The sequence below is a fragment of the Stappia sp. ICDLI1TA098 genome (assembly GCF_054880955.1).
The window spans coordinates 973,456-994,448 of record NZ_JBTZBT010000001.1; the positions used below are offsets into that span (position 1 = coordinate 973,456).

Annotated in this window: 15 protein-coding genes; 5 read left to right on the top strand and 10 right to left on the bottom strand. The window is 67.0% G+C overall.

Annotated features, from left to right (window positions below):
- Positions 1 to 34: 34 nt before the first annotated feature.
- The 3 genes from aroQ to ACSLUQ_RS04485 all read right to left on the bottom strand — a co-directional run bounded on the left by aroQ (position 35) and on the right by ACSLUQ_RS04485 (position 2,986).
- Positions 35 to 475 (bottom strand): type II 3-dehydroquinate dehydratase, encoded by a 441-nt coding sequence (aroQ, locus tag ACSLUQ_RS04475; RefSeq protein ID WP_417774452.1) that lies wholly within the window; start codon positions 473 to 475, stop codon positions 35 to 37.
- Between the two features lie 131 nt (positions 476 to 606).
- Positions 607 to 1,410: a DsbA family protein gene (locus ACSLUQ_RS04480; protein WP_417774453.1), complete on the bottom strand. Its 804-nt coding sequence runs from the start codon at positions 1,408 to 1,410 to the stop codon at positions 607 to 609.
- 145 nt (positions 1,411 to 1,555) lie between these two features.
- Entirely contained in the window at positions 1,556 to 2,986 is a 1,431-nt protein-coding gene (locus tag ACSLUQ_RS04485; protein ID WP_417774454.1) for a M48 family metalloprotease, read from the bottom strand.
- A 249-nt stretch (positions 2,987 to 3,235) separates the two neighbouring features.
- Here ACSLUQ_RS04485 and ACSLUQ_RS04490 point away from each other — a divergent pair, with 249 nt between their 5' ends.
- Positions 3,236 to 4,390: an aminotransferase class I/II-fold pyridoxal phosphate-dependent enzyme gene (locus ACSLUQ_RS04490; protein ID WP_461808463.1), complete on the top strand. Its 1,155-nt coding sequence runs from the start codon at positions 3,236 to 3,238 to the stop codon at positions 4,388 to 4,390.
- Between the two features lie 170 nt (positions 4,391 to 4,560).
- Entirely contained in the window at positions 4,561 to 5,082 is a 522-nt protein-coding gene (locus tag ACSLUQ_RS04495) for a DUF4405 domain-containing protein (protein WP_417774455.1), read from the top strand.
- Between the two features lie 150 nt (positions 5,083 to 5,232).
- Here the strand turns inward: ACSLUQ_RS04495 and ACSLUQ_RS04500 are convergent, their stop codons facing one another.
- A complete protein-coding gene (locus ACSLUQ_RS04500) occupies positions 5,233 to 7,884 on the bottom strand; it encodes an Rne/Rng family ribonuclease (RefSeq protein WP_461807803.1) in 2,652 nt (883 codons plus the stop codon).
- Between the two features lie 862 nt (positions 7,885 to 8,746).
- Here ACSLUQ_RS04500 and ACSLUQ_RS04505 point away from each other — a divergent pair.
- The 3 genes from ACSLUQ_RS04505 (at position 8,747) to prfB (ending at position 14,150) form a co-directional block, all read left to right on the top strand.
- Positions 8,747 to 10,030 carry an N-acetylmuramoyl-L-alanine amidase gene (locus ACSLUQ_RS04505; protein WP_461807804.1) on the top strand — a complete coding sequence of 428 codons (1,284 nt, stop codon included), beginning with the start codon at positions 8,747 to 8,749 and terminating at the stop codon, positions 10,028 to 10,030.
- A 315-nt stretch (positions 10,031 to 10,345) separates the two neighbouring features.
- Complete coding sequence (locus ACSLUQ_RS04510) at positions 10,346 to 12,796, top strand: penicillin-binding protein 1A (RefSeq protein ID WP_417774460.1); 2,451 nt, start codon at positions 10,346 to 10,348, stop codon at positions 12,794 to 12,796.
- Positions 12,797 to 13,018: 222 nt separating this feature from the next.
- A protein-coding gene (gene prfB / locus ACSLUQ_RS04515) for a peptide chain release factor 2 (RefSeq protein ID WP_417774458.1) occupies positions 13,019 to 14,150 on the top strand; the annotation gives its coding sequence in 2 pieces (ribosomal slippage) (positions 13,019 to 13,087 and positions 13,089 to 14,150; 1,131 coding nt in all).
- Between the two features lie 817 nt (positions 14,151 to 14,967).
- Here prfB and phnE read toward each other — a convergent pair.
- From phnE to bcp, 6 genes are all read right to left on the bottom strand, one after another.
- Complete coding sequence (gene phnE / locus ACSLUQ_RS04520; RefSeq protein WP_461807805.1) at positions 14,968 to 15,810, bottom strand: phosphonate ABC transporter, permease protein PhnE; 843 nt, start codon at positions 15,808 to 15,810, stop codon at positions 14,968 to 14,970.
- A 104-nt stretch (positions 15,811 to 15,914) separates the two neighbouring features.
- Positions 15,915 to 16,922 carry a phosphonate ABC transporter substrate-binding protein gene (gene phnD, locus ACSLUQ_RS04525; protein ID WP_417774200.1) on the bottom strand — a complete coding sequence of 336 codons (1,008 nt, stop codon included), beginning with the start codon at positions 16,920 to 16,922 and terminating at the stop codon, positions 15,915 to 15,917.
- Between the two features lie 37 nt (positions 16,923 to 16,959).
- Positions 16,960 to 17,829 (bottom strand): phosphonate ABC transporter ATP-binding protein, encoded by an 870-nt coding sequence (phnC, locus tag ACSLUQ_RS04530; protein ID WP_461807806.1) that lies wholly within the window; start codon positions 17,827 to 17,829, stop codon positions 16,960 to 16,962.
- A gap of 149 nt (positions 17,830 to 17,978) precedes the next feature.
- Positions 17,979 to 19,370 carry a M23 family metallopeptidase gene (locus ACSLUQ_RS04535; protein ID WP_417774202.1) on the bottom strand — a complete coding sequence of 464 codons (1,392 nt, stop codon included), beginning with the start codon at positions 19,368 to 19,370 and terminating at the stop codon, positions 17,979 to 17,981.
- Positions 19,371 to 19,476: 106 nt separating this feature from the next.
- Entirely contained in the window at positions 19,477 to 20,328 is an 852-nt protein-coding gene (locus ACSLUQ_RS04540; RefSeq protein WP_461807807.1) for a ferritin-like domain-containing protein, read from the bottom strand.
- A gap of 59 nt (positions 20,329 to 20,387) precedes the next feature.
- Complete coding sequence (gene bcp, locus ACSLUQ_RS04545; RefSeq protein ID WP_417774204.1) at positions 20,388 to 20,858, bottom strand: thioredoxin-dependent thiol peroxidase; 471 nt, start codon at positions 20,856 to 20,858, stop codon at positions 20,388 to 20,390.
- Positions 20,859 to 20,993 lie beyond the last annotated feature (135 nt).

The following is a 20,993-nucleotide window of genomic DNA, read 5'->3' on the forward strand; positions in this document are numbered from 1 at the left end:
TGTCTTGTCTTGTCTTTTCGGGATGGCCGGGAATTCAGGGCCGGATCACGGTGGAAAGGGCTTCGAGTGCGAGCCGGTAGCCGGTGATGCCGAAACCACAGATGACGCCAAGTGCGACTGGCGACACGTAGGAATGGTGCCGGAAGGCTTCGCGCGCGAAAACGTTGGAAAGATGCACCTCGACGGTCGGGATCTCGGCGGTGCGGATCGCGTCATGCAGCGCCACGGACGTATGCGTGTAGGCGGCCGGGTTGATGACGAGCCCCTGCGCCAGATCTCCCGCTTCCTGAATCCAGTCGACCAGCAGCCCTTCGTGATTGGACTGCCGGAACTCGATCTCCAGATCGAGATCCTCGCCGATTTCCCGGCAGAGCTGCTCGATATCGGCGAGCGTCGACCGACCGTAGGTGGACGGTTCACGCGTGCCGAGCCGGTTCAGGTTCGGGCCATTGAGAACGTAAATCGAGGCGGACATTCATTCCCCGCAAAGGGCGACGCGACGTTGTCGCGTTGCTGTCATGCCCTCTTATAGGCACTCGCGCCGGGGAGGGAAAGGCCTGTCGTTCGCACGAGCGACCGTTCCCGCCGGCTGTTTCCTCAAGACGATCAGCAGGTCGTCTCGCCACAATCGCGCATGGCGCTGATCTTGCCGGACAGCTCGTCGTAGCCGACCGCGCCCATCACCACGTCGTTGCCAACCACATAGGAGGGCGTGCCGGTGAGGCCGAGATGGTTGGCCAGCATGTAAACCTCCTCGATCGAGGCCTTCACTTCCGGATCGTTCATCGCCGCCTCGACCTTGGCCGTGTCGAGACCTGCGGCCTTGGCCGCGGCAAGCGAGGCGGCGCGGTTGGCCTGCCCGCGCGTTGCCATCAGCTTGCGATGGAATGCGAGATACTTCTCCGGCTCGACCATGTTGACGGCGACGGCCACCTGCGCTGCCTCGACCGAGCCCTGGCCGAGAACCGGGAACTCCTTCAGCACGATGCGCAGGTTCTTGTCTTCCTTGAGCAGCCGTTCCATGTCGCCCATGGCACGCTTGCAGTAGCCGCAGTTGTAGTCGAAGAACTCGACCAGCGTGACGTCGCCGTCCGGATTGCCGATCACCACCTGGCGGGTCGAGTTGAGCAGGACGTCGGAGACAGAGGACAGCGCCTTGGAGCGGGCCTCGTCGGCCTTGGCCATGTCGCGGCGCTCAAGTTCCTCGAGCGCTTCGCGGATCACTTCCGGGTTCTTCAAAAGGTAGTCGCGGACGATGGTTTCGACCTCTGCCTTGCCAAGGGCCGCGTCCTGGGCGCGGGCCGGTCCGGCGACCGGTGCAAGGACAAGGGCGAGCGCAAGTCCCGCGCCGGCGAGAAGGCCCGTGCGTCGAAGGGCGCTGGGGCCGAAGGTTGCGAAAAGACGTGTCATTCTGGTCTCCAGCGGGCGATTCTGCCCGAAACGATGGTTCGAGGCCCGGCGGCCCGCCTGTCGGCGGTGGCCGGGCCTCGGCGTGGGATTGGGGGCCATTGGAAAGTCTGGCCTGCCCGGATGCTTGCGTCCAATCACGACCTGGTCAGGAGCGGCCGGGAAGTTTGGGCGGCGAATAGGTGACGATGTCGTCCGCCTGAAGCCAGGCGGGCGTTCCGCGCTTGAGCGTCTTCTTGGCTCGCGTCGCGTAGCGCTTGGCGGCGCGGAAATCGCCCCGCGCCATCAGGCCGCGCGCGGTGGCCAGGTCGGCCTCCGCCGTGCGGCCGAGCCGCCCGAGCGCGATGGCGAGTTGCGAGTAGCCGATATAGGAGTCCGGGTCCATCTGCAGGCCGGTCTTCAACACGCGCTCGGCCTCCGGCAGCATGCTGGTGTCGTTGGCCGCGACCAGGGCGAAGCCCAGCCAGACGTAGAACTGGCCCTCGCGCGGGCGCAGCGACATGGCCTTGCGGAACGGGGCGATGGCGGGCTTCGGGCTGCCGGATTCCAGCAGCGCCTGGCCCTTGAGCTCATAGAAATAGGGGTTTTCGGGCTGGCGGCGGATCAGCTCGTCGATGGCGGCGACCGCCTCGCGGCGGCTCTTGGTGCGCATGGTCACCACAGCACGCGCGTATTGCGCCGGCAACGAGGTGTCGGAGCGTGGGTACATGCGCGCCGTCTCGTTGGGGTGGCGCGTGTAGGCGATGAGCTTGGCGCGCACCATGTCGTGTCGGGCCTGAAGCGCCGGACTGTCGGGCGTGTTCCAGTACGGGCTCTGCTTGGCGATGGTCTCGAGCGCGGTCAGCCGCTCGCGCGGCATTGGGTGGCTCTGGGCGTAGGGATCGGTGTACTGGGCCGAGAACAGGGACTGGTCGGCGAAGCGGCTGAAGGTCTTCAGCATTCCCTTCGCGGAAATATGCGCCTTGTTGAGATAGGTGACGGCGGCCCGGTCGGCGACGGATTCCTCGCTGCGGCGGTAGGCGAGCAGCGAGCGATGGGCAATGCCCGCGCCTGCGGTGAGCGCGCCGGCGCCGCCCTGGGCGACACCGCTGGAGCCGCTGCCGGCTCCCGCCGCGATCGCGCCGACGCCAAGCAGCATGCCGATGGCCGCCATGATCTGGGCGTTGGCGAGCGCGTCGCGCAGGCGGGCGAGGTGGTTGCCCTTGATGTGGCCGGTCTCGTGGGCCAGCACGCCGATCACCTCATTCGGCGTTTCGGCGTCGGTGATCACGCCGACGTTGATGAAGATGCGGCGGGCATCGGCGACGAAGGCATTGAAATCGCGGCGGTTCACCAGGATGACCTGAACCTGCTCGCGGGCGATGCCGGCGGCGTCGAAGATCGGATGGGTGTAGTCGCGCATCAACGCCTCGGTCTCCGCGTCGCGCACGAGCGGTAGGCCGCCCTGCGCCGCGACCGGCGTGATGCTTGTGGTAAAGCCGAGAAAACCCGCCGTGACGAGAGCGAGCGAGCGCGCCAGAAGCCCGGGGCGACGCGGAGCCCGCGTGGCGGCGCCGGCTTCAAGCGGGGATCGGATCATGGTGTCTTCTCTCCTGGTCGCGGGGCTTCTCTGCCTGTCGTTGGCCGATGTAGCGCTCGCGCGCAAGCCTCTCGACAGCGAGGCGTGGGGAGGGTAGGGAGCCCGACGAAAGCGGTCAACCGCCTCATTTGCCTCATCGAACGCATGGTAACCCGCCGAAAATTGGGCATGAGACGGGGTTGAACGCGCTTTGCCACCCGCAACGGGCGGTAAATGTTGCGAAATCGTGAAAGGATTGTTCCCATGCCGATGCCGTCCGCAAGATCCGATGTCGAGCCGTTCCGCGCCATGGACGTGCTTGCACGGGCGAACGAGCTGGAAGCCGCCGGCCGGTCGATTCTTCACATGGAAGTCGGCCAGCCGGGTGCCCCGGTGCCGCGCGAGGCCTCGGAAGCGGCGGCGGCCGCGCTCGCCACCGGGCGTCTCGGCTACACCGAGGCGCGGGGGCTGCCGGTGCTGCGCGGGGCGATTCGCACGCACTATCGCGCGACCTATGGCGTCGACGTCGCAGATGCCCGCATCGTCGCCACCACAGGCTCGTCGGCGGGCTTCAATCTTGCCTTTCTGGCCGCGTTCGACCCGGGCGACCGGGTGGCGATCGCCGCGCCGGGCTATCCCGCCTATCGCAACATCCTGCGCGCGCTCGGCCTTGTGCCGGTCGAGATCGAGACTGGTGCGGATACGCGCTACGCGCTGACGCCGGAGCTGCTGGAAGCGGCGCATCGCGAGGCGCCGCTCAAGGGCGTGCTCGTCGCCTCGCCGGCCAATCCGACCGGAACGATGATGACGCCAGAGGCGCTGAAGGCGCTGGTGGATGCCTGCGAGACGATGGACATCTGGTTCATCTCCGACGAGATCTACCATGGGCTGGTCTTCGCCGGGCAGCAGGAGACGGCGCTGGCCTTTACCGAAAAGGCCATCATCATCAACAGCTTCTCGAAGTACTACTGCATGACTGGCTGGCGCATCGGCTGGATGATCCTGCCCGAGGCGCTGGTGCGCCCGGTCGAACGGATCGCCCAGAGCCTCTACATCTCGCCACCCGAACTGTCGCAGCGAGCGGCGGCGGCCGTCTTTGGCGCGACGCAGGAGCTGGAGCGGGTCAAGGCGGGCTACGCGCGGAACCGGGAGCTGCTGCTGCAGCGCATGCCGGCGCTTGGCTTCACCGAGATCCTGCCGATGGATGGCGCCTTCTACCTTTATGCGAGCGTCAGGCCGTTTTCCAACGACAGCGCGGAATTCGCCCGGCGGATGCTGGAAGAGGTCGGTATCGCGGCGACACCCGGCGCCGACTTCGACCCGGTCAACGGTCACGCCTACATGCGCTTCTCCTTCGCCGGCGACGCGTCGGTGATCGAGGCTGCGACCGAACGTCTCGCGGACTGGTTGCCACGGGCTGGGTAACTTGGAAGTCTCATGAAATCAGCAAGATAGGGTTTTCGCGGCGGCTGCGTCGGTCGGCGGTTGTCGCAGGACCGTCGCGCCGCGACAGACCGATACACTTCGTGGCTTGTCAATTTTCATGGTGCGGCGCAGCAGTGTTTTATTGTGTTCGCAATCATGGAGATTTCATCGTGAAGACGTTTCTGAGGACCCATGGGACGACCTGCACCATCGTCCTTTTCGCCGTGTCGGCCGTGTCCGGAGCGGCCTTGTTCTTCCACATCGGAAGTGCTGCGTTCCATGGCATGCACGAGTGGCTGTCCATGCTGCTGGTGCTCCCGGTGGCACTGCATCTGTGGCGGAACTGGAACGGCTTTCGCACCTATCTGAAACGGCGGACGCTGATCGTGCCGGCCGTGCTGGGGATCGCGGCGTCGCTTGTTTTCGCCTGGCCGGCGATGACGGCGACGGGAACCGGAGGCAATCCGATGCGCGCCGCGCTGTCCGCCATCGAAGGGGGCACCATCGCCGAGGTCGCCCCCCTGTTCGACCTGAGCCCTGCGGCGCTCGCGGAACGCCTGATGTCCAAAGGCTACAGGCTCGGTGACGAGCTCGATCCGGCGGCTGCGACGCTTGGCGAGATCGCCCGTGCTTCGGGCAAGACGGGGGGACCGGCGCTCGTTGCCGACGTGGCCTTCGGCGACGGGGATTGAACAGGCGATCAGGCGGGGACAGGGGTGGGCGCACGAACCACCTGCGCCCTGGAATGGGCTTGTCGAAAGACGCAAAAAGGGGGCGGATCCTGCGATCCGCCCCCTTAATTTTCGAAATATTGTCTCGCCGAAGGCGAAACGTGCGTGTCTTCAGAAGAAGCTGCGGCGCTGCCACCAGCCGGACCGCTTCGGCCCCGAGGGGTCCTCCTCGGTCTGGTTGGTCTCGCCGGTCTCGGTGACGGTCTCGCGCACCACCACCGGCTCGCTCGGAGCCTCCGGCGCGGCGGGCTCCTTGTCAGCCACGTCTTCCCCGGTCGCGGTCTCGTCCTGAGGCTCGCCGTCGGCAGCGGCCTCTTCATCCGCGGCAACCGGCGTTTCAACTTCGTGCTCAACGGCCGTCTCGGGGGCGGCAACCGTCTCCTCGGCGGCGGCAGCCGGCGCGGTTTCGACGGGAGCGTCCTCGGTCGTCTCGGCGGCAGGGGCCTCGATCTCGACCGTCTCGGCGACAGGCTCGCTTACCGCCGCCTCTGCCTCAGGAGCCTTGTCGGCGGTGTCGCCGGCCGGTGTCTGGCTGTCGGTCTCGGCCTGGCTCTCGGCGGGCCCGGCGTCGGAAGCGGATGCCTTGCCGGCGTCGCTCTCGGTCGCCGACGTGTCCCCGGTTCCCGTGCCGTCCTGCTCGTTCGCCTCGGTGCTGGTCTGGCCGTTGGCCTCCTCGCCCTGACCATCGCGGCGGCCGCGACGGCCACCGCGGCGACCCCGGCGGCGCTTGCGGCGGGCGGCGCGATCATCGTCGCTCTCGTCGGCGCTGGCGGCCTCGCCATCGGCGTCGTCGCCATCGTGATCGGAGGGCTCGTCGTCGTTGTCGTCGGCAGCATTGTCGGCGTCATGCGGCGCACCGTCCTCGCCGTTGCCGGGCTTGCGGCGACGGCGGCGGCGGCGGCGCTTGCGGTTCTGCCCGTCGTCCTCGCCGGTGCTCTCCTCGACAATCGGATCCGGCGTCTCTTCCTCTTCATCCTCCTCGTCCTCCTCGATCATGATCGGGGTGACGGTGGAAGGCTGGACGCTGCGCGGCGTGTCGTCGACGGGGCGCGGTTCGGCAAGCTCGCCGCGCTCCAGAACGTAGTAGTGACCGCTTTCCATCTCGCCGGCGGCGACGGTGATCTCGAGACCGAAGCGGGCTTCGAGGTCGGTGATGTGCGGGCGCTTCTGGTTGAGGATGTAGAGCGCCGCCTCGGCCGTCGTGCGAACGGTGAGGTGATGCGTCGCGCCCTTGAGAAGCTGATCCTCGAGCGAGCGCAGGACGTGCAGCGCGACCGACTCGACGGAGCGGATCATGCCCGTGCCGTGGCAATGCGGGCAGGGGGTCATGGAGCTTTCGAGAACGCCGGTGCGGATGCGCTGGCGCGACATCTCCATCAGGCCGAAATGCGAGATCCGGCCAACCTGGATGCGCGCCCGGTCGTTCTTCAGGCAATCCTTGAGCTTGCGCTCCACCGCCCGGTTGTTCTTGTTCTCCTCCATGTCGATGAAATCGATCACGATCAGGCCGGCGAGATCGCGCAGGCGGAGCTGGCGGGCAACCTCCTCGGCCGCCTCCAGGTTCGTCTGGACGGCCGTGTCCTCGATGTTGTGCTCGCGGGTCGACTTGCCGGAGTTGACGTCGATGGCGACAAGCGCCTCGGTCTGGTTGATGACGATGTAGCCGCCGGACTTCAGCGTCACCTGCGGCGAGAACATCGCGTCGAGCTGCGATTCCACCATGAAGCGGGAGAAGATCGGCGTGGCGTCCTTGTAGGGCTGGACGTTCTTGGCATGGCTCGGCATGAGCATGCGCATGAAGTCCTTGGCCTCGCGGTAGCCTTCATCGCCGGCGACAAGGACCTGATCGATGTCCTTGTTGTAGAGGTCGCGGATCGAGCGCTTGATCAGCGAGCCTTCCTCATAGACGAGATAGGGCGCGGAGGACTGCAGCGTCAGGTCGCGCACATTCTCCCAAAGCCGCATCAGGTATTCGAAATCGCGCTTGATCTCGGCCTTGGTGCGGCTGGCGCCGGCGGTGCGCAGGATGACGCCCATGCCTTGCGGCACCTCGAGCTCCGAGGCGATCTTCTTCAGGCGCTTGCGGTCGGTCGGCGTGGTGATCTTGCGGGAGATGCCGCCGCCGCGCGCGGTATTGGGCATCAGCACCGAGTAGCGGCCGGCCAGCGACAGATAGGTGGTCAGCGCCGCGCCCTTGTTGCCGCGCTCCTCCTTGACGACCTGGACGAGCAGCACCTGACGGCGCTTGATCACTTCCTGGATCTTGTACTGCCTGCGGGTGCGGCGGGCACGCTGCGGCACCTCCTCCATCGCATCCTCGGCGCCAACGGACTCAACGTCCTGTTCGTCGCCGGCCTCCGCGTCGCTGTCGCCTTCCTCGGAAGAGGCGCTCTTCGTCTCGCCCTCGTCGTCGTTGCGGGCGGCCTTGCCGCGCTTGCGCGTGGGGCGCTCGTCGTCGCTGTCGTTGGTGCGGGCGTCGGCTTCCTCCTCCTCGAGGAGGGCCTGACGATCAGCCATCGGGATCTGGTAGTAGTCCGGGTGAATCTCGCTGAAGGCGAGGAAGCCGTGGCGGTTGCCGCCGTAATCGACGAAGGCGGCCTGGAGAGAGGGTTCGACCCGTGTCACCTTCGCCAGATAAATGTTGCCGCGCAGCTGCTTGCGATTTGCAGCCTCGAAATCAAATTCCTCGACGCGGTTGCCACGCACGACGACAACCCGGGTTTCTTCCGGGTGCGCGGCATCGATGAGCATCTTGTTTGCCATTGACGGGGATCTCCACGACCGTCGCTGCGGGGCGGCATAAGGCACGCGCCCGACGTTGCGAGAGTTCGGTCGTTCTGTTCTTGAGTGTGAAGAGGGGTAGGACGGCGCGCCGCGCGGCGATCCGAGAGGAAGCGGCCCCGCCGAAACCGGCAGTTCCTTGTCCGTCCCGGAACGTCTTCGCGCAAAAATTCATTGCAGCGCCCAATTGACCATGTACGTACGGCTCTGGCGATATTGGCCAGGCCCGGATTGCTTCGCGGGCAGTTCGGTCTTGCGGGCATCTCGCCCGATTGACCCGACCTGCAAACGGCTCCCGTCCGGTTCGTCCGTGACGTTCGGCAGCTCGCCGACGCTCCGTCGACCGGCATCCCTCGGGTTCACGGGTGTTCCTCTGGGTCTCGCGCATTGCGCGAGACGGGATCGGCACCGCGAACTTCCCTTGCGGGACGTGTCGACGCCGGATCTCCAAGGTGCCCGGTTGCGCGAAGGGCGCGAGCCGCCCCGGGTGGGAGACCGGTGCCAAATCATCGTTCGCGGTTGACGCAAGGACAGTTGGCAAGACCGGACGCCGTATCGGGGCGCTGGAGACAGCCTGCCTGAATCATGTTCAGGAGCAGGAGCCGTTCAAACTCTTTTACGGTCGGGCGCGGAATATGGCAAGCATGCTGCGTGAAACGAAAGGCGTTTTGCCTTGAGCAGGCGCAATTCCGCGGCAATCGGCGTATTGTCAATGAAAGGTTAACTTGCCTATGACTAGGCTCGGGCGCGTCGCTCCGCACTGCCGGGGCGAGTCGGCGGGATCATGCGCGCAATCATGACACATGCAATCAGAGCACACACACACGGTCAGGGAACGGCAACGGTGAAGAGGGCTTTCGGTCTGACGCGGCTGGTCGCGGCGGTGCTGGTGGCGGCGACAGCCGTCGCGGGCGTCTGCGGCGCGGCGCGGGCGGAGCCCGAGGGGCCGGTCGTGGCGCGCGAGGCCCGCGTCGCCGGCGACGCGACGCGCACCCGCTTCGTCATGGACCTTTCCCGTCCCGTCGAATTCGCCGTCTCGACGCTTTCCGATCCCTACCGCATCGTCATCGACCTGCCGGAGGTGCGCTTCGACCTCGAAGACGCTGCCGGGCGGGAGGGGCGCGGGCTCATCCATGCCTGGCGCTTCGGCCAGTTCGCGGCCGGAAAGTCGCGCATCGTGCTCGACGCCACGGGACCGGTCGCCGTCGACAAGGCCTTCGTACTGCCGCCGGTCTCCGGGCAGGCGACCCGCTTCGTGCTCGATCTGGTCGGCTCGGACCGCACGGCGTTCCTGAAGTCGGTGGAAGAGACAAAACCGGCCGAGCCGGTGGCGCGCAAGGGCGACCGCATCGCCCGCGTCGGCGACGGGCACAAGCCGGTGATCGTGCTCGATGCCGGGCATGGCGGCATCGATACCGGCGCGATCGGTGCCGGCGGCACGCTGGAAAAGGCGGTGGTGCTCGATTTCACCCGCCGGCTGCGCGACAAGCTCCTGGCGACGGGGCGCTACGAGGTGCGCCTGACGCGCGACGACGACGTTTTCATTCCTCTGCGCGAGCGGGTGAAGATCGCCCGCAGCGTGGAAGCCGATCTTCTTGTCTCGATCCACGCGGATTCGGTGCGCGTCGGCCGCGACCAGGTGCGCGGCGCCGGCGTCTACACGCTGTCCAACACGGCCAGCGACGAGATCGCGGCCGCGCTCGCCGAGCGTGAGAACCGCTCCGACGTGATCGCCGGCATCGATCTTGCCGACGAGCCCAACGACGTCACCGATATCCTGATCGATCTGGCGCGCCAGGAAACGCGCAAGTTCTCCTTCATGTTCGCGGAAAACCTGGTCGGTGAGCTTCGCGGCGCGGCGCAGGTCGTGAAGAACCCGCACCGGTCGGCGGGCTTTCGCGTGCTGACCGCCCATGATGTGCCCTCGACGCTGATCGAGCTCGGCTATCTGTCCAACAAGCTGGACGAGAAGCTGATGTCGACGGACGAATGGCGCGACCGCATGTCGGAGGCGATCTTCGCCGCGATCGAGCGCTATTTCGCCAAGCGCTTCGGCGATCAGGCGATGGTGATGACGCAGAGCGAGGCGGCGGACGGCGAGAAGGATGCAAAGACCGTCGACCGCTAGGGGCATCGCCTCAGCATCGCCATATTGGTCTAGGAATGAAGACGCTTACGCGGGCGACGAGTTCCGGCGACGCAGCGAAGCGAATCCTGTAGACAGACGCCGGAGACATGCGCAGGACATCGAAACGCGAGAACATCGCGCAACGTTGCAACAGAACATGGCCGCAGCAGATGGCTCAGGGCGGACGCGCACCGGACGAAGCGGTTTTGACCGCGACCGATGGCGTCACCCGGGCCGGGGTGTCCGGCCGGACGAGGTGTGTCCTCGTGCGGCGGACGACAGTTTCGGAATGAATGAGCCGACTACATGAAGGTCTTGATCAAACTCTTCGGCTACCTGTTCGGCATCGGGACGGTGCTCGGGCTCATTGTCGCCGCCGGCGCGTGGATCTATCTGCAGGAAGAGGCAAGCGACCTGCCGGATTACACCACGCTGAAGAACTACGAGCCGCCGGTGATGACCCGCGTGCACGCCGGCGACGGCCAGCTCATGGCTGAATATGCCAAGGAGCGGCGCCTGTTCCTGCCGATCCAGGCCGTGCCGGATCTGGTCAAGGAAGCCTACATTTCCGCCGAGGACAAGAACTTCTATACCCATTTCGGCATCGATCCGGAGGGCATTGCCCGCGCTCTGGTCTCCTATGCGCGCAACTACGGCTCCGGCCGGCGTCCGCAGGGCGCCTCGACGATCACCCAGCAGGTGGCCAAGAACTTCCTGCTCACCAATGAGGTGTCGTTCGAGCGCAAGATCAAGGAAGCGCTGCTGGCGCTGCGGATCGAGCAGACCTACACCAAGGACGAGATCCTCGAGCTGTATCTCAACGAGATCTATCTCGGCATGGGCGCCTATGGCGTCGCCGCCGCCTCGCTCGTCTATTTCGACAAGTCGGTGCATGAGCTGACCATCGCGGAGGCAGCCTATCTCGCCGCCCTGCCGAAGGGGCCCAACAACTACCATCCGTTCCGCGAGCACGACGCGGCCGTCGAGCGCCGCAACTGGGTGATCGACCGCATGGTGCAGAACGGCTACATCACCTCGGCCCAGGGCGAGGAGGCGAAGACTGCCGATCTGGACGTGACGCCGCGCACCCGTGGCTCGCATCTGTTTGCCTCCGAGTATTTCGCCGAGGGCGTGCGCCGCGAACTCATGGCCATGTACGGCGAAAAGGGGCTCTACGAGGGCGGCCTGTCGGTGCGTTCAACGCTTGATCCGGTGATGCAGCGCAAGGCGCGCAAGGCGCTGATGGATGGTCTCATCTCCTTTGACGAGCGCCGTGGCGGCGGCTGGCGCGGTCCGCTCAAGACCATCGAGCTCTCCGGCGACTGGGGTGTCGAGCTCGCGGCGATCGAGGGGCTTGGCGATCTTCCCGAATGGAAGGTGGCCGTGGTGCTGTCGACCAATGGCGATACCGCCGAGGTCGGTCTTCAGCCCGGCCGGCTGATCAGCGGCGCGCTGTCGACCGATCGCAAGACCGTCGATATCAAGCTTTCGGACATGAGCTGGGCGCGGGTTGGCGGCCGGGCTCCGAAGAACACCGGCGACGTGCTCAATCCGGGCGACGTTGTCTATGTCGAAGAGCACGAGGGAACGTCGGGCCCGACCTATGAGCTGCGCCAGTTCCCCAAGGTGTCCGGCGCGCTGGTGGCGATGGATCCCTTCACCGGGCGCGTGCTTGCCATGGTCGGCGGCTTCTCCTTCGCGCAGAGCGAGTTCAACCGGGCCACGCAGGCCTATCGCCAGCCGGGCTCGGCGTTCAAGCCGTTCATCTACGCGGCCGCGCTCGACAATGGCTACACGCCCTCGAGCGTTGTCATGGACGCGCCGCTGGAGATCAGCCAGGGGCCCGGCCTGCCGATTTGGCGGCCGCAGAACTATGGCGGCAAGTTCTACGGCCCCTCGACGCTGCGTCTGGGCATCGAGCTTTCGCGTAACGTGATGACCGTGCGTCTGGCCCAGGACATGGGCATGCCGCTGGTGGCCGAATACGCCAAGCGCTTCGGCATCTACGATGACATGAAGCCGGTTCTGGCCATGGCGCTTGGCGCCGGCGAGACCACCGTCATGCGCCTTGTCTCCGCCTATGCGATGATCGCCAACGGCGGGCGCAAGGTGACGCCGACGCTGATCGACCGCATCCAGGACCGCTACGGCAAGACCGTCTACCGCCACGAGACCCGCATCTGCGAGACCTGCGCGGTGGAAACCTGGGAGCACCAGGGCGAGCCGGATCTGATCGACAACCGCGAGCAGGTGCTCGATCCGATGACCGCCTATCAGATCACCTCGATGATGGAAGGCGTCGTGCTGCGCGGCACCGCGACCAAGGTGCGCGAGGTCGGCCGTCCGATCGCCGGCAAGACCGGCACCACCAACGACGAGAAGGACGCCTGGTTCGTCGGCTTCACGCCGGACCTGACCGTTGGCGTCTTCGTCGGCTACGACACGCCGAAGCCGATGGGCCGCGGCGCGACGGGCGGTCAGGTGGCGGCGCCGATCTTCACCGCGTTCATGAAGGACGCGCTGTCCGACACGCCGCCGGTCGAGTTCCGCGTGCCGAAGGGGCTCCAGCTCATCCCGATCAACCGCAAGACGGGCCTTCGTGCCGCGGCCGGCGCGCCGGGCACGATTCTCGAGGCGTTCAAGCCGGGCACCGCACCGCCGGACGAGTATTCGATCATCGGCTTCCAGGACGAGATCGGCATCCCGCGCACGGTCTCGCCCGAGGCGGGGCAGGCGGTTATGACGGGCACCGGCGGTCTCTACTGACCGCGACACATCCGAAAGACGGGGCGGTCCGCGAGGGCCGCCCCTTTTCGTTTTCGGCCCGGGAACTGGCTGTTTGCGAAGGCGTCCGGCTTCCATTATGGTCCGCCCGCGACAGGGCTTGCGCGACATGCGCGATGCCCGTCCGGCGGCCGTCCCGCACGGCCGGACCCATCCCTTCACCTGAAGCCGCGACCGGCGGCTTTCATCGAACGAGGAACTGCCATGCGCGCCGAAACCGAGGCGGTGGTCGACGAAATCAAGCAGGCCATAAGCCTGCTGAGGAGGCATCTTTGACTGGGATACAGCCGTATCCCGTCTGGATGAACTGAACGCCGCGTCCGAGGTCCCGGGTTTCTGGGACGATCCGACGAAGGCGCAGAAGCTGATGCGCGAGCGCCAGCAGCTCGAGGACGGCATCTCCGGCGTCCACAAGCTGGAGGCCGACCTTGCCGACAATCTCGAGCTGATCGAGCTTGGCGAGATGGAGGGCGACAAGGACGTCGTCTCCGAGGCGGAGGCCGCGCTGAAGGCGTTGAAGGCCGACGTCGAGAGGCGCCAGATCGCATCGCTCCTGTCCGGCGAGGCCGACCCCTACGACGCCTATCTCGAGATCAACGCCGGCGCCGGCGGGACCGAGAGCCAGGACTTCGCCAACATGCTGATGCGCATGTACACCCGCTGGGCGGAGCAGCACGGCCACAAGGTCGAGGTGCTCGAGATCCACGACGGCGAGGAGGCGGGCATCAAGTCGGTGACGCTGAAGATCAAGGGCGAGAACGCCTATGGCTGGCTGAAGACGGAATCGGGGGTGCACCGGCTGGTGCGCATCTCGCCGTTCGACAGCCAGGCGCGCCGGCACACGAGCTTTGCCTCGGCCTGGGTCTATCCGGTCATCGACGACTCGATCGAGATCGAGGTCAACGAGAGCGACTGCCGCATCGACACCTACCGGGCGTCGGGCGCCGGCGGCCAGCACGTCAACACGACCGACTCGGCGGTGCGCATCACCCACCAGCCGACCGGCATCGTGGTGCAGTGCCAGTCCGAGCGCTCGCAGCACAAGAACCGGGCCACCGCCTGGTCGATGCTGAAGGCGCGGCTCTATGAGCTGGAGCTGCAGAAGCGCGAGGAGAAGGCCAACGCCGAGGCCTCGTCGAAGACGTCGATCGGCTGGGGTCACCAGATCCGGTCCTACGTCCTGCAGCCCTACCAGCTCGTCAAGGACCTGCGCACGGGCGTGGAAAGCACCAGTCCGGGCGACGTGCTCAACGGCGATCTCGACGCCTTCATGGAGGCCGCGCTCGCGCAGCGCGCCTTCGGCGGCGAGGCCGGCACGATCGAGGACGTGGAATAGGCCTTCGGCCTTCACACCGGATACGGAAAGGGCGGCCGACAGGCCGCCCTTTTTTGCTTGCGCCGGGCGGTGCCGGACCGGATGTCGCCCCGACCTGCTTGGCGCTATCGCTGTCACCTCGGGCCGGCGCGGAACCGGGGGCCTATTGGACGGCGGGGCGGGCGATGCGGCTGGTCGGTCCGGGGCGTTCCGCAGGCTCCGGAGCCCGTACTGCGGGCGCTGCGGGAACCAATAGGCGCCCTGGGTCAAGCCCGGGGTGACGGTGGTGCGGGGCGCGCGGTCGGCGATGCGATGGCCGGCGATGCGGGAGCAGAGATGGGGACGGTGGCCGGCGATGCAGGCGTTGACGGCGGTGCGGGCGAGCCGTTTACAGTCGCACGGGGGGCTGCGGCGCGGTGGGCGGTGGCAGATTTCACAGACGTCATCCCGGGCTTGACCCGGGACCCAATCCACTTTGCTGCGGGCGATGCGGCGGCTGGTCTGCCTGGGGCGTTCCGCAGGTTCCGGAGCCCGTACTGCGGGCGCTACGGGAACCAATAGGCCCCGGGTCAAGCCCGGGGTGACGGTGGTGCGGGGCGCGCGGTCGGCGATGCGATGGCCGGCGATGCGGGGGCAGCGATGAGGACGGTGGCCGGCGATGTGGCAACCGGCGATGCGGGCGAGCCGTGTGCGGGGGCGACGATGCGGGGGGCCGCGTCTGCTTCCACGCTCGCATCCGCGCCTGCGCACTCTCCCGCGTCCGCCACCACCCGCTCCGGCATGCCCGCAGTTGCGCCCGTGGGGTCTCGCCTGCCCGCCTCGGCGTCGGGGGCTGGTGCTAGACCAGCATCTTGCGCAGGCGCGAGGAGATCATGTCGATCACCGAGACGGTGACGACCATGACGATGATGATGGCGCTTGCTTCCTCGAAGCGGAAGCCCTTGAAGGCCTCGTTGAAGGTGAAGCCGATGCCGCCGGCGCCGACGATGCCGAGCACGGTGGCGGAGCGGACGTTGGTCTCGAAGCGGTAGAGCGAGAAGCTCGACCACAGCGGAATGACCTGCGGGATGACGCCGTAGAGGATCTCCTGCACGCGGGTGGCGCCCGTGGTGCGGATGCCCTCGACCGGACGCGCGTCGATTGCCTCCACCGCTTCCGAGAACAGCTTGGAGACGATGCCGAGATTGTGCACGAAAATGGCGAGCACACCGGGCAGCGGGCCGAGACCGACGACGGCGACGAAGAGCACGGCGAAGACCAGGTCGTTGATCGCCCGGCTTGCGTCCATCAGCCGGCGCATCGGGAAGACGACCCAGGCGGGAGCGATGTTGCTGGAGGCGAGAAGCGCCAGCGGCGCGCCGAAGATGATGGCGAGCACGGTCCCCCAGAGCGCGATCTGCACGGTCTCGACCATCTTGCGGATGTAGAGCGGCAGGCTCGTGAAGTCGGGATTGAGGAACTGGGCGATCATGCTGTCGAGAAAGGCGTTGCCCGTCAGCAGCCGCGTCCAGTTGTTCATCTCGGTCGGATAGTAGGAGAGGGCGAGCAGCAGAACGATCACCGACAGGATGGCGGTGCTGCGTGCGATGTTCGCCCATTGCGGGCGAAGCTGCGCGCGGATCGCGTCTGAAAGTTCGTCCTGCCTTGCGGCCGCATCGTTCCCGGCGGTCATGTCGTTCATTCTCTCATCCGTCCGTTCCTCAGCGCGGCGGGCCGCGAGTGGTCTCGCGGCCCGCCGGATCGATCAGGCGGGCGCGGCCGCGAGGGCCGCGCCCGGGACTGCGATCAGTAGCCGCCCTTGCCGACGACCTTGGCCTGCGCGGCGAGTTCGGCGAGCTGTGCGTCGGCGGCCTTGATGGCCTTCGCGTCGCCCGAGGCCTCGGCCTTCAGCTTGGCCTTGAAGGCCTCGATCTGGCGCACGTCGAGAAGCTGGGCGTTGGAGGAGGCGAGGAACGGGCCCCAGCCGTCGGAAAGCTTGGCGAGGTTCTCGCGCTCGCGCTTGACCTTCTCCATGTCGCCGAAGCGGCCGTACTGCATGAAGAAGTAGTAGATCTTCTCCTTGGCGGCCTTCGGCAGGTCGGCACGCCAGACCATCGGGTCGGACGGGATCAGCGGCGAACGCCAGATTTCCTTGATCTGGCCGGCGGCTTCCGGGTTCGACTTGGCAAGGCGGGCGTAGAGCGACTCGGTGTTGTTGGTGGCGACGTCGACCTGGCCGGCGGCGACGGCAAGCGCGTTGCCCTCATGGTTGGAGGCGGTGACGCGGGCGAAGCACTCTTCCGGCGTCTTGCCGTTCAGAGCCCAGACGTAATAGCCCGGGATCGCGTAGCCGGAGGTGGAGTTGGGATCGCCGTTGCCGAAGGTCAGCGTCTTGTCGCACTTCAGAACGTCGTCGAGCGAGTTCAGCGGGCTGTCCTTCTGGGTGATCAGAAGCGAGTAGTAGCCGCGCTCGCCGTCGTCCTTGATGGTCTGGGCGAAGACCTCGCCACCGGCCTTGTCGACCGCCTGGATGGCCGACTTGTTGCCGAACCACGCCACGTCCACCTGCTTGGCGCCCATGCCGGCGATGACACCTGCATAGTCTGAGGCGAAGAACGGCTTCACCTTGACGCCGAGCGAGGCGGCCATGTCGTCGAGGAAGGGCTTGAAGTTCTCTTCCAGGACCGAGGCGCTCTCGGTCGAGATGATGCCGAAGTTGATCACTTCCGGCAGCTTGCCGGCGTCTTCGGCGAAGGCCGGGCCGGAGGTCAGGGTCACGGCGAGCGTCGCGGCCGCGAGAACGTTCTTCATCATGGCAGGCTCCTGGTTGGGAAAGTGGCGGAAGAGGGCTTCAGGCCCTCATCGCCTCCGGGGCAGTCTCCCTGGAAACGACGGCCAGGGGCGCGTCGCCATGCCCGGGGGCCGGTGGTTCGGCCGGGGCGGGCATGTCTCGGTCCGACAGCACGTCGCTGTCGTAAAGGGCGGCGAGGGCGGCGCGGTCGACGTCGGCGGCGGGCCCGTCGAAGACGAGCTCGCCGTTCTTCAGCGCGACGATCCGCTTGCAGTGCCGAAAGGCATGGTCGATCTGGTGAAGCGAGACGACGACCGTGACGCCGTCCTCCCGGTTGATCCGCGACAGGGTCTCCATCACCGATTCCGCCGAGGCGGGGTCGAGCGAGGCGATGGGCTCGTCGGCGAGGATCAGTCGGGCTTCCTGGGTGAGTGTGCGGGCGATCGCGGCGCGCTGCTGCTGGCCGCCGGAAAGACGGGAGGCACGGCGGTGGGCAAAGGAGACGATCCCGACGCGCTCGAGCGCCTTGAGCGCGCGCAGCTTGTCGCCGTGGGCGAAGAGGCCGAGCGTGCCGCGCCAGGAGGCGGTCTTGCCGAGCCGTCCCGCCAGAACGTTCTTGAGAACACTGAGCCGGTTGACGAGGTTGAACTGCTGGAAGACGACGCCAACGTCGCGGCGGATCCGGCGCGCCTGTGCCGTGCGCCGGCCGTCGACCTGCACGTCGCTGCCGAACAGTGCGATGGTCCCGCCGGTGCCGCGGTCGACCGTCTCAAGCCCGCAGAGCAGGCGCAGCAGGGTCGATTTTCCCGATCCCGAGGCGCCGATCAGCGCCACCATCTCGCCTTCCTCGATGGAAAGCGAAACACGCTTGAGGACAGGTTTGTTGCGTTCGAACGCCTTGGAAACAGCGCGCGTCTCGATGGCTGGCATGAGCTGAAATCTCCTTGCCCCGTGGCGTAGGGCAGGAGTGTTTCAGCGACATGACAGCGCTCGGCTTTGCGTGCCGTAACGGCCTGTGAATTTTGTCAGGGGGCGTCAGGCGCGCGCGTCGACCGCCGAAGTCCGGCGGCCGAGGCGGCTCAATGCTCGAGCAGCGGGTTCAGCCGGGTGCCGGCGCGCACGAAAGGCATCGGGTCGAGCGGGCGGTCGTCGAGGCGCACCTCGTAGTGGAGATGCGGGCCGGTGGAGCGGCCGGTGGTGCCGACATAGCCGAGCGTGTCGTTCAGGGCGACCTCGTCGCCCTCCTTGACCGCGATGCGGCTCATGTGGGCGAAACGGGTGGTGACCCCACTGGGATGGGTGATCTCGACCGAGTTGCCGTAGCCGCCGTTGCGACCGGCGAAGGTGACCTTGCCGGGAGCGGGGGCGTGCACCGGCGTACCGGTGACGGCACGAAAGTCGATGCCGGTGTGCATCGCCATGCGCCCCAGGAAGGGGTCGAGGCGGGGCCCGTAGGAGGAGGTGATCGCGGCGCTGGGAACCGGCTTCTCGAGCGGAATGCCGCGGGCCGCGGTCTTGACGGTGGCGAGCGTTTCGAGAGCGGCCTCCGCGCGGGCGAGGCGGGTGTCGAAGTCGACGTCGCCCAGGGCGACGAACGGGCCGCCCATGCTGGCGGTTGCCTTTCCGGCGAGCTTCAGGCCGAGCTTGTCCGCCGCCTCGGTGATGGTGCGGGTGTTGCGTTCTGCCGTCGCTGCAATGACTTCCAGCGCCGCGTTGGTCTCGCCGTCCATGCGCTCCAGCGCGCTGCTGACGCCCTCGAGCAGTTCGGCGCGCTCGTCGGGTTTGCCGGCGGGCGTCTCGGGAGCGATGTCGCGCAGGCGCTTTGACGGCATGCCGGCGGCCTGGGCGGCGGCGGCGGCCGCGGCCCCGCCATAGTCACCCTGGCTGCCGCGCAGGCTGAGGACGGGCGAAATCTCGATGGGCTCGGGCGTGCCGCCGATGTTGGCGCGCGGATCGCGGATTGACGGCGCGTCGAGCGCTGCGGTCGAGAGCGACGGCTTGATGGCGTCGATGTCGGGCTTGGATGGCGGCAGGGGGCCACCGAGGGCGACACGGATGCCGCTTTGCGCGGCACGGGCCAGCACGCGGGCGACATGCTCCTGGCGGCTGCCCAGATCCTGCTGGCGGGTAACGACGTCCTCGAGCTGCTCGGCGATGCTGCGGCGCTCAAGCACGCGGCGGCTCGTCAACTGGTCGATGCGCGCACGCAGCGAGGAGATCCTGTCTTCGTAGGAAAGCTGCATCTCGGCCTGGCGTTCCGCCGAGGCCTGGATGATGTCGTCGCGCAGCACCAGATAGGCTGTCGCGCCGATGTAACCGAGGCCGAGGCAGATGCCGATGGCCGTGCCAAGTCCCGCGACCCAGGGAGAAATCGTGAAGCTGCGCACGTTGTCGCCGCGGGCAATGATCACCCGATGCGGCTCCTTGCGCTTGCCGAACTCCTGCTGGGAATAGCCCCCGTGTCCCGTCATTACTCTCCGGACCCGTCTTCTGGTTGCCGCGCACGAACGCTTCGCGACCTTCAGGGCGGAAGTTAAAAGCATTAAGGTTAACAAATGCTAATGATCGCAAAATGGGTCAGCCGATGAGGCGGACGAGGGGGCGGTAGAAGCCGGGAGTGAGGCCGGCCTCGGAGCGGGCGCGGTCGTTGAAGGGCGGCTTCAGGCCGCCGCGGAAATGCCGGCGGACGAGGTCCTGGAAACGGGCCTCGGGGTCGGTGCGCTCGCGGTCGCACAGGAATCTGAACCACTTGGCGCCGAACGCGACGTGGCGCTTCTCGTCGCGGTAGATGATCTCGAGGATGGCTGCGGTGTCCTCGTCGCCGACGGCGCGTGCCTTCTCGATCATCGGCGGGGAAATGTCGAGGCCGCGTGCCTCCAGCACCAGGGGAATCACGGCGAGTCGGCCGGCGAGATCGTCGCCAGCGCTTTCCGCCGCCTCCCATAGGCCGTGATGGGCGGGCAGGGCGCCATAGAACGAGTCGAGGGCGGCGAGCCGGTGGCGCAGCAGCGAGAAGTGCTTGGCCTCCTCCAGACCGACGCGCACCCAGTCCTCGAAGAAGGAGCGCGGCAGTTGCAGGTGGGCGAAGCGGCCGACCATGTCCCAGGTGAGGTCGACGGCATTGAGCTCGATGTGGGCAAGCGAGTGCAGCAGCGCGACGCGCCCGGCGGTGCCGCCGACGGCGCGCCTGGGCATCTCGCGCGGCGGCAGCAGCACGGGCGCGGCCGGCCGGCCGGGCTGATCCGGCATCGGCGTCGCGCCGGTGCGGCGGCGAAGCGAAAGTCCGCGGCCGAACCACGCTCGCGCCGTCGCATGGGCGACGAGGATCTTCTCCTCCAGGTCCGGGGTCTCCACCACGTGCCTGGCGCCATCGGCAAGGGATGCGGGGATGTAGCCGGTCAGGTCGGCACGGGTCGGGGATACGGCCACGGAAGGGTCCTGCGTGTGCTTGCGATCATCGGGAAGACGAGAGGGGAGAGACGGCGCGCTCAGCCGAGCGCCTTCACCGCCTCCAGGACGGCCTCGGCATGGCCGGGCACCTTGACCTTGCTCCAGACCTTGGCAATCCGGCCCTCGCCATCGATGAGGAAGGTCGAGCGCTCGATGCCCATGTACTTGCGGCCGTACATGGATTTCTCCACCCAGACGCCATAGGCCTCGGCAACGGTCTTTTCCGTGTCGGCGGCGAGCGTCACGGTGAGCTCGTGCTTGGCCTTGAACTTGTCGTGCTTCTGGGCGGTATCCGGCGAGACGCCGATGATCGTCGCGCCGGCGGCCTCGAATTCCGCACGCAGCGCGGAAAAGGCGATGGCTTCCTTCGTGCAGCCGGAGGTGTCGTCCTTCGGGTAGAAATAGAGGACGACCTTGCGTCCCTTGAGCCCGGCGAGGCTGACCGAGCCGCCACCGTCGGTGGCAAGCTCGAAGCCGGGGGCGGCGGTTCCACTGGTGAGTTCGCTCATTCTGCCATCCTTTCGACACTGGAGAGGGGAAGATAGGGAGACGTGAGTCTCTGCTATTGATGTGAGCGCAAGCGATCCGCGAGGGGCATACTGTTCCTCGCGTCGAATCGATGTTGGCTGGCCCTGTTTGTCCCG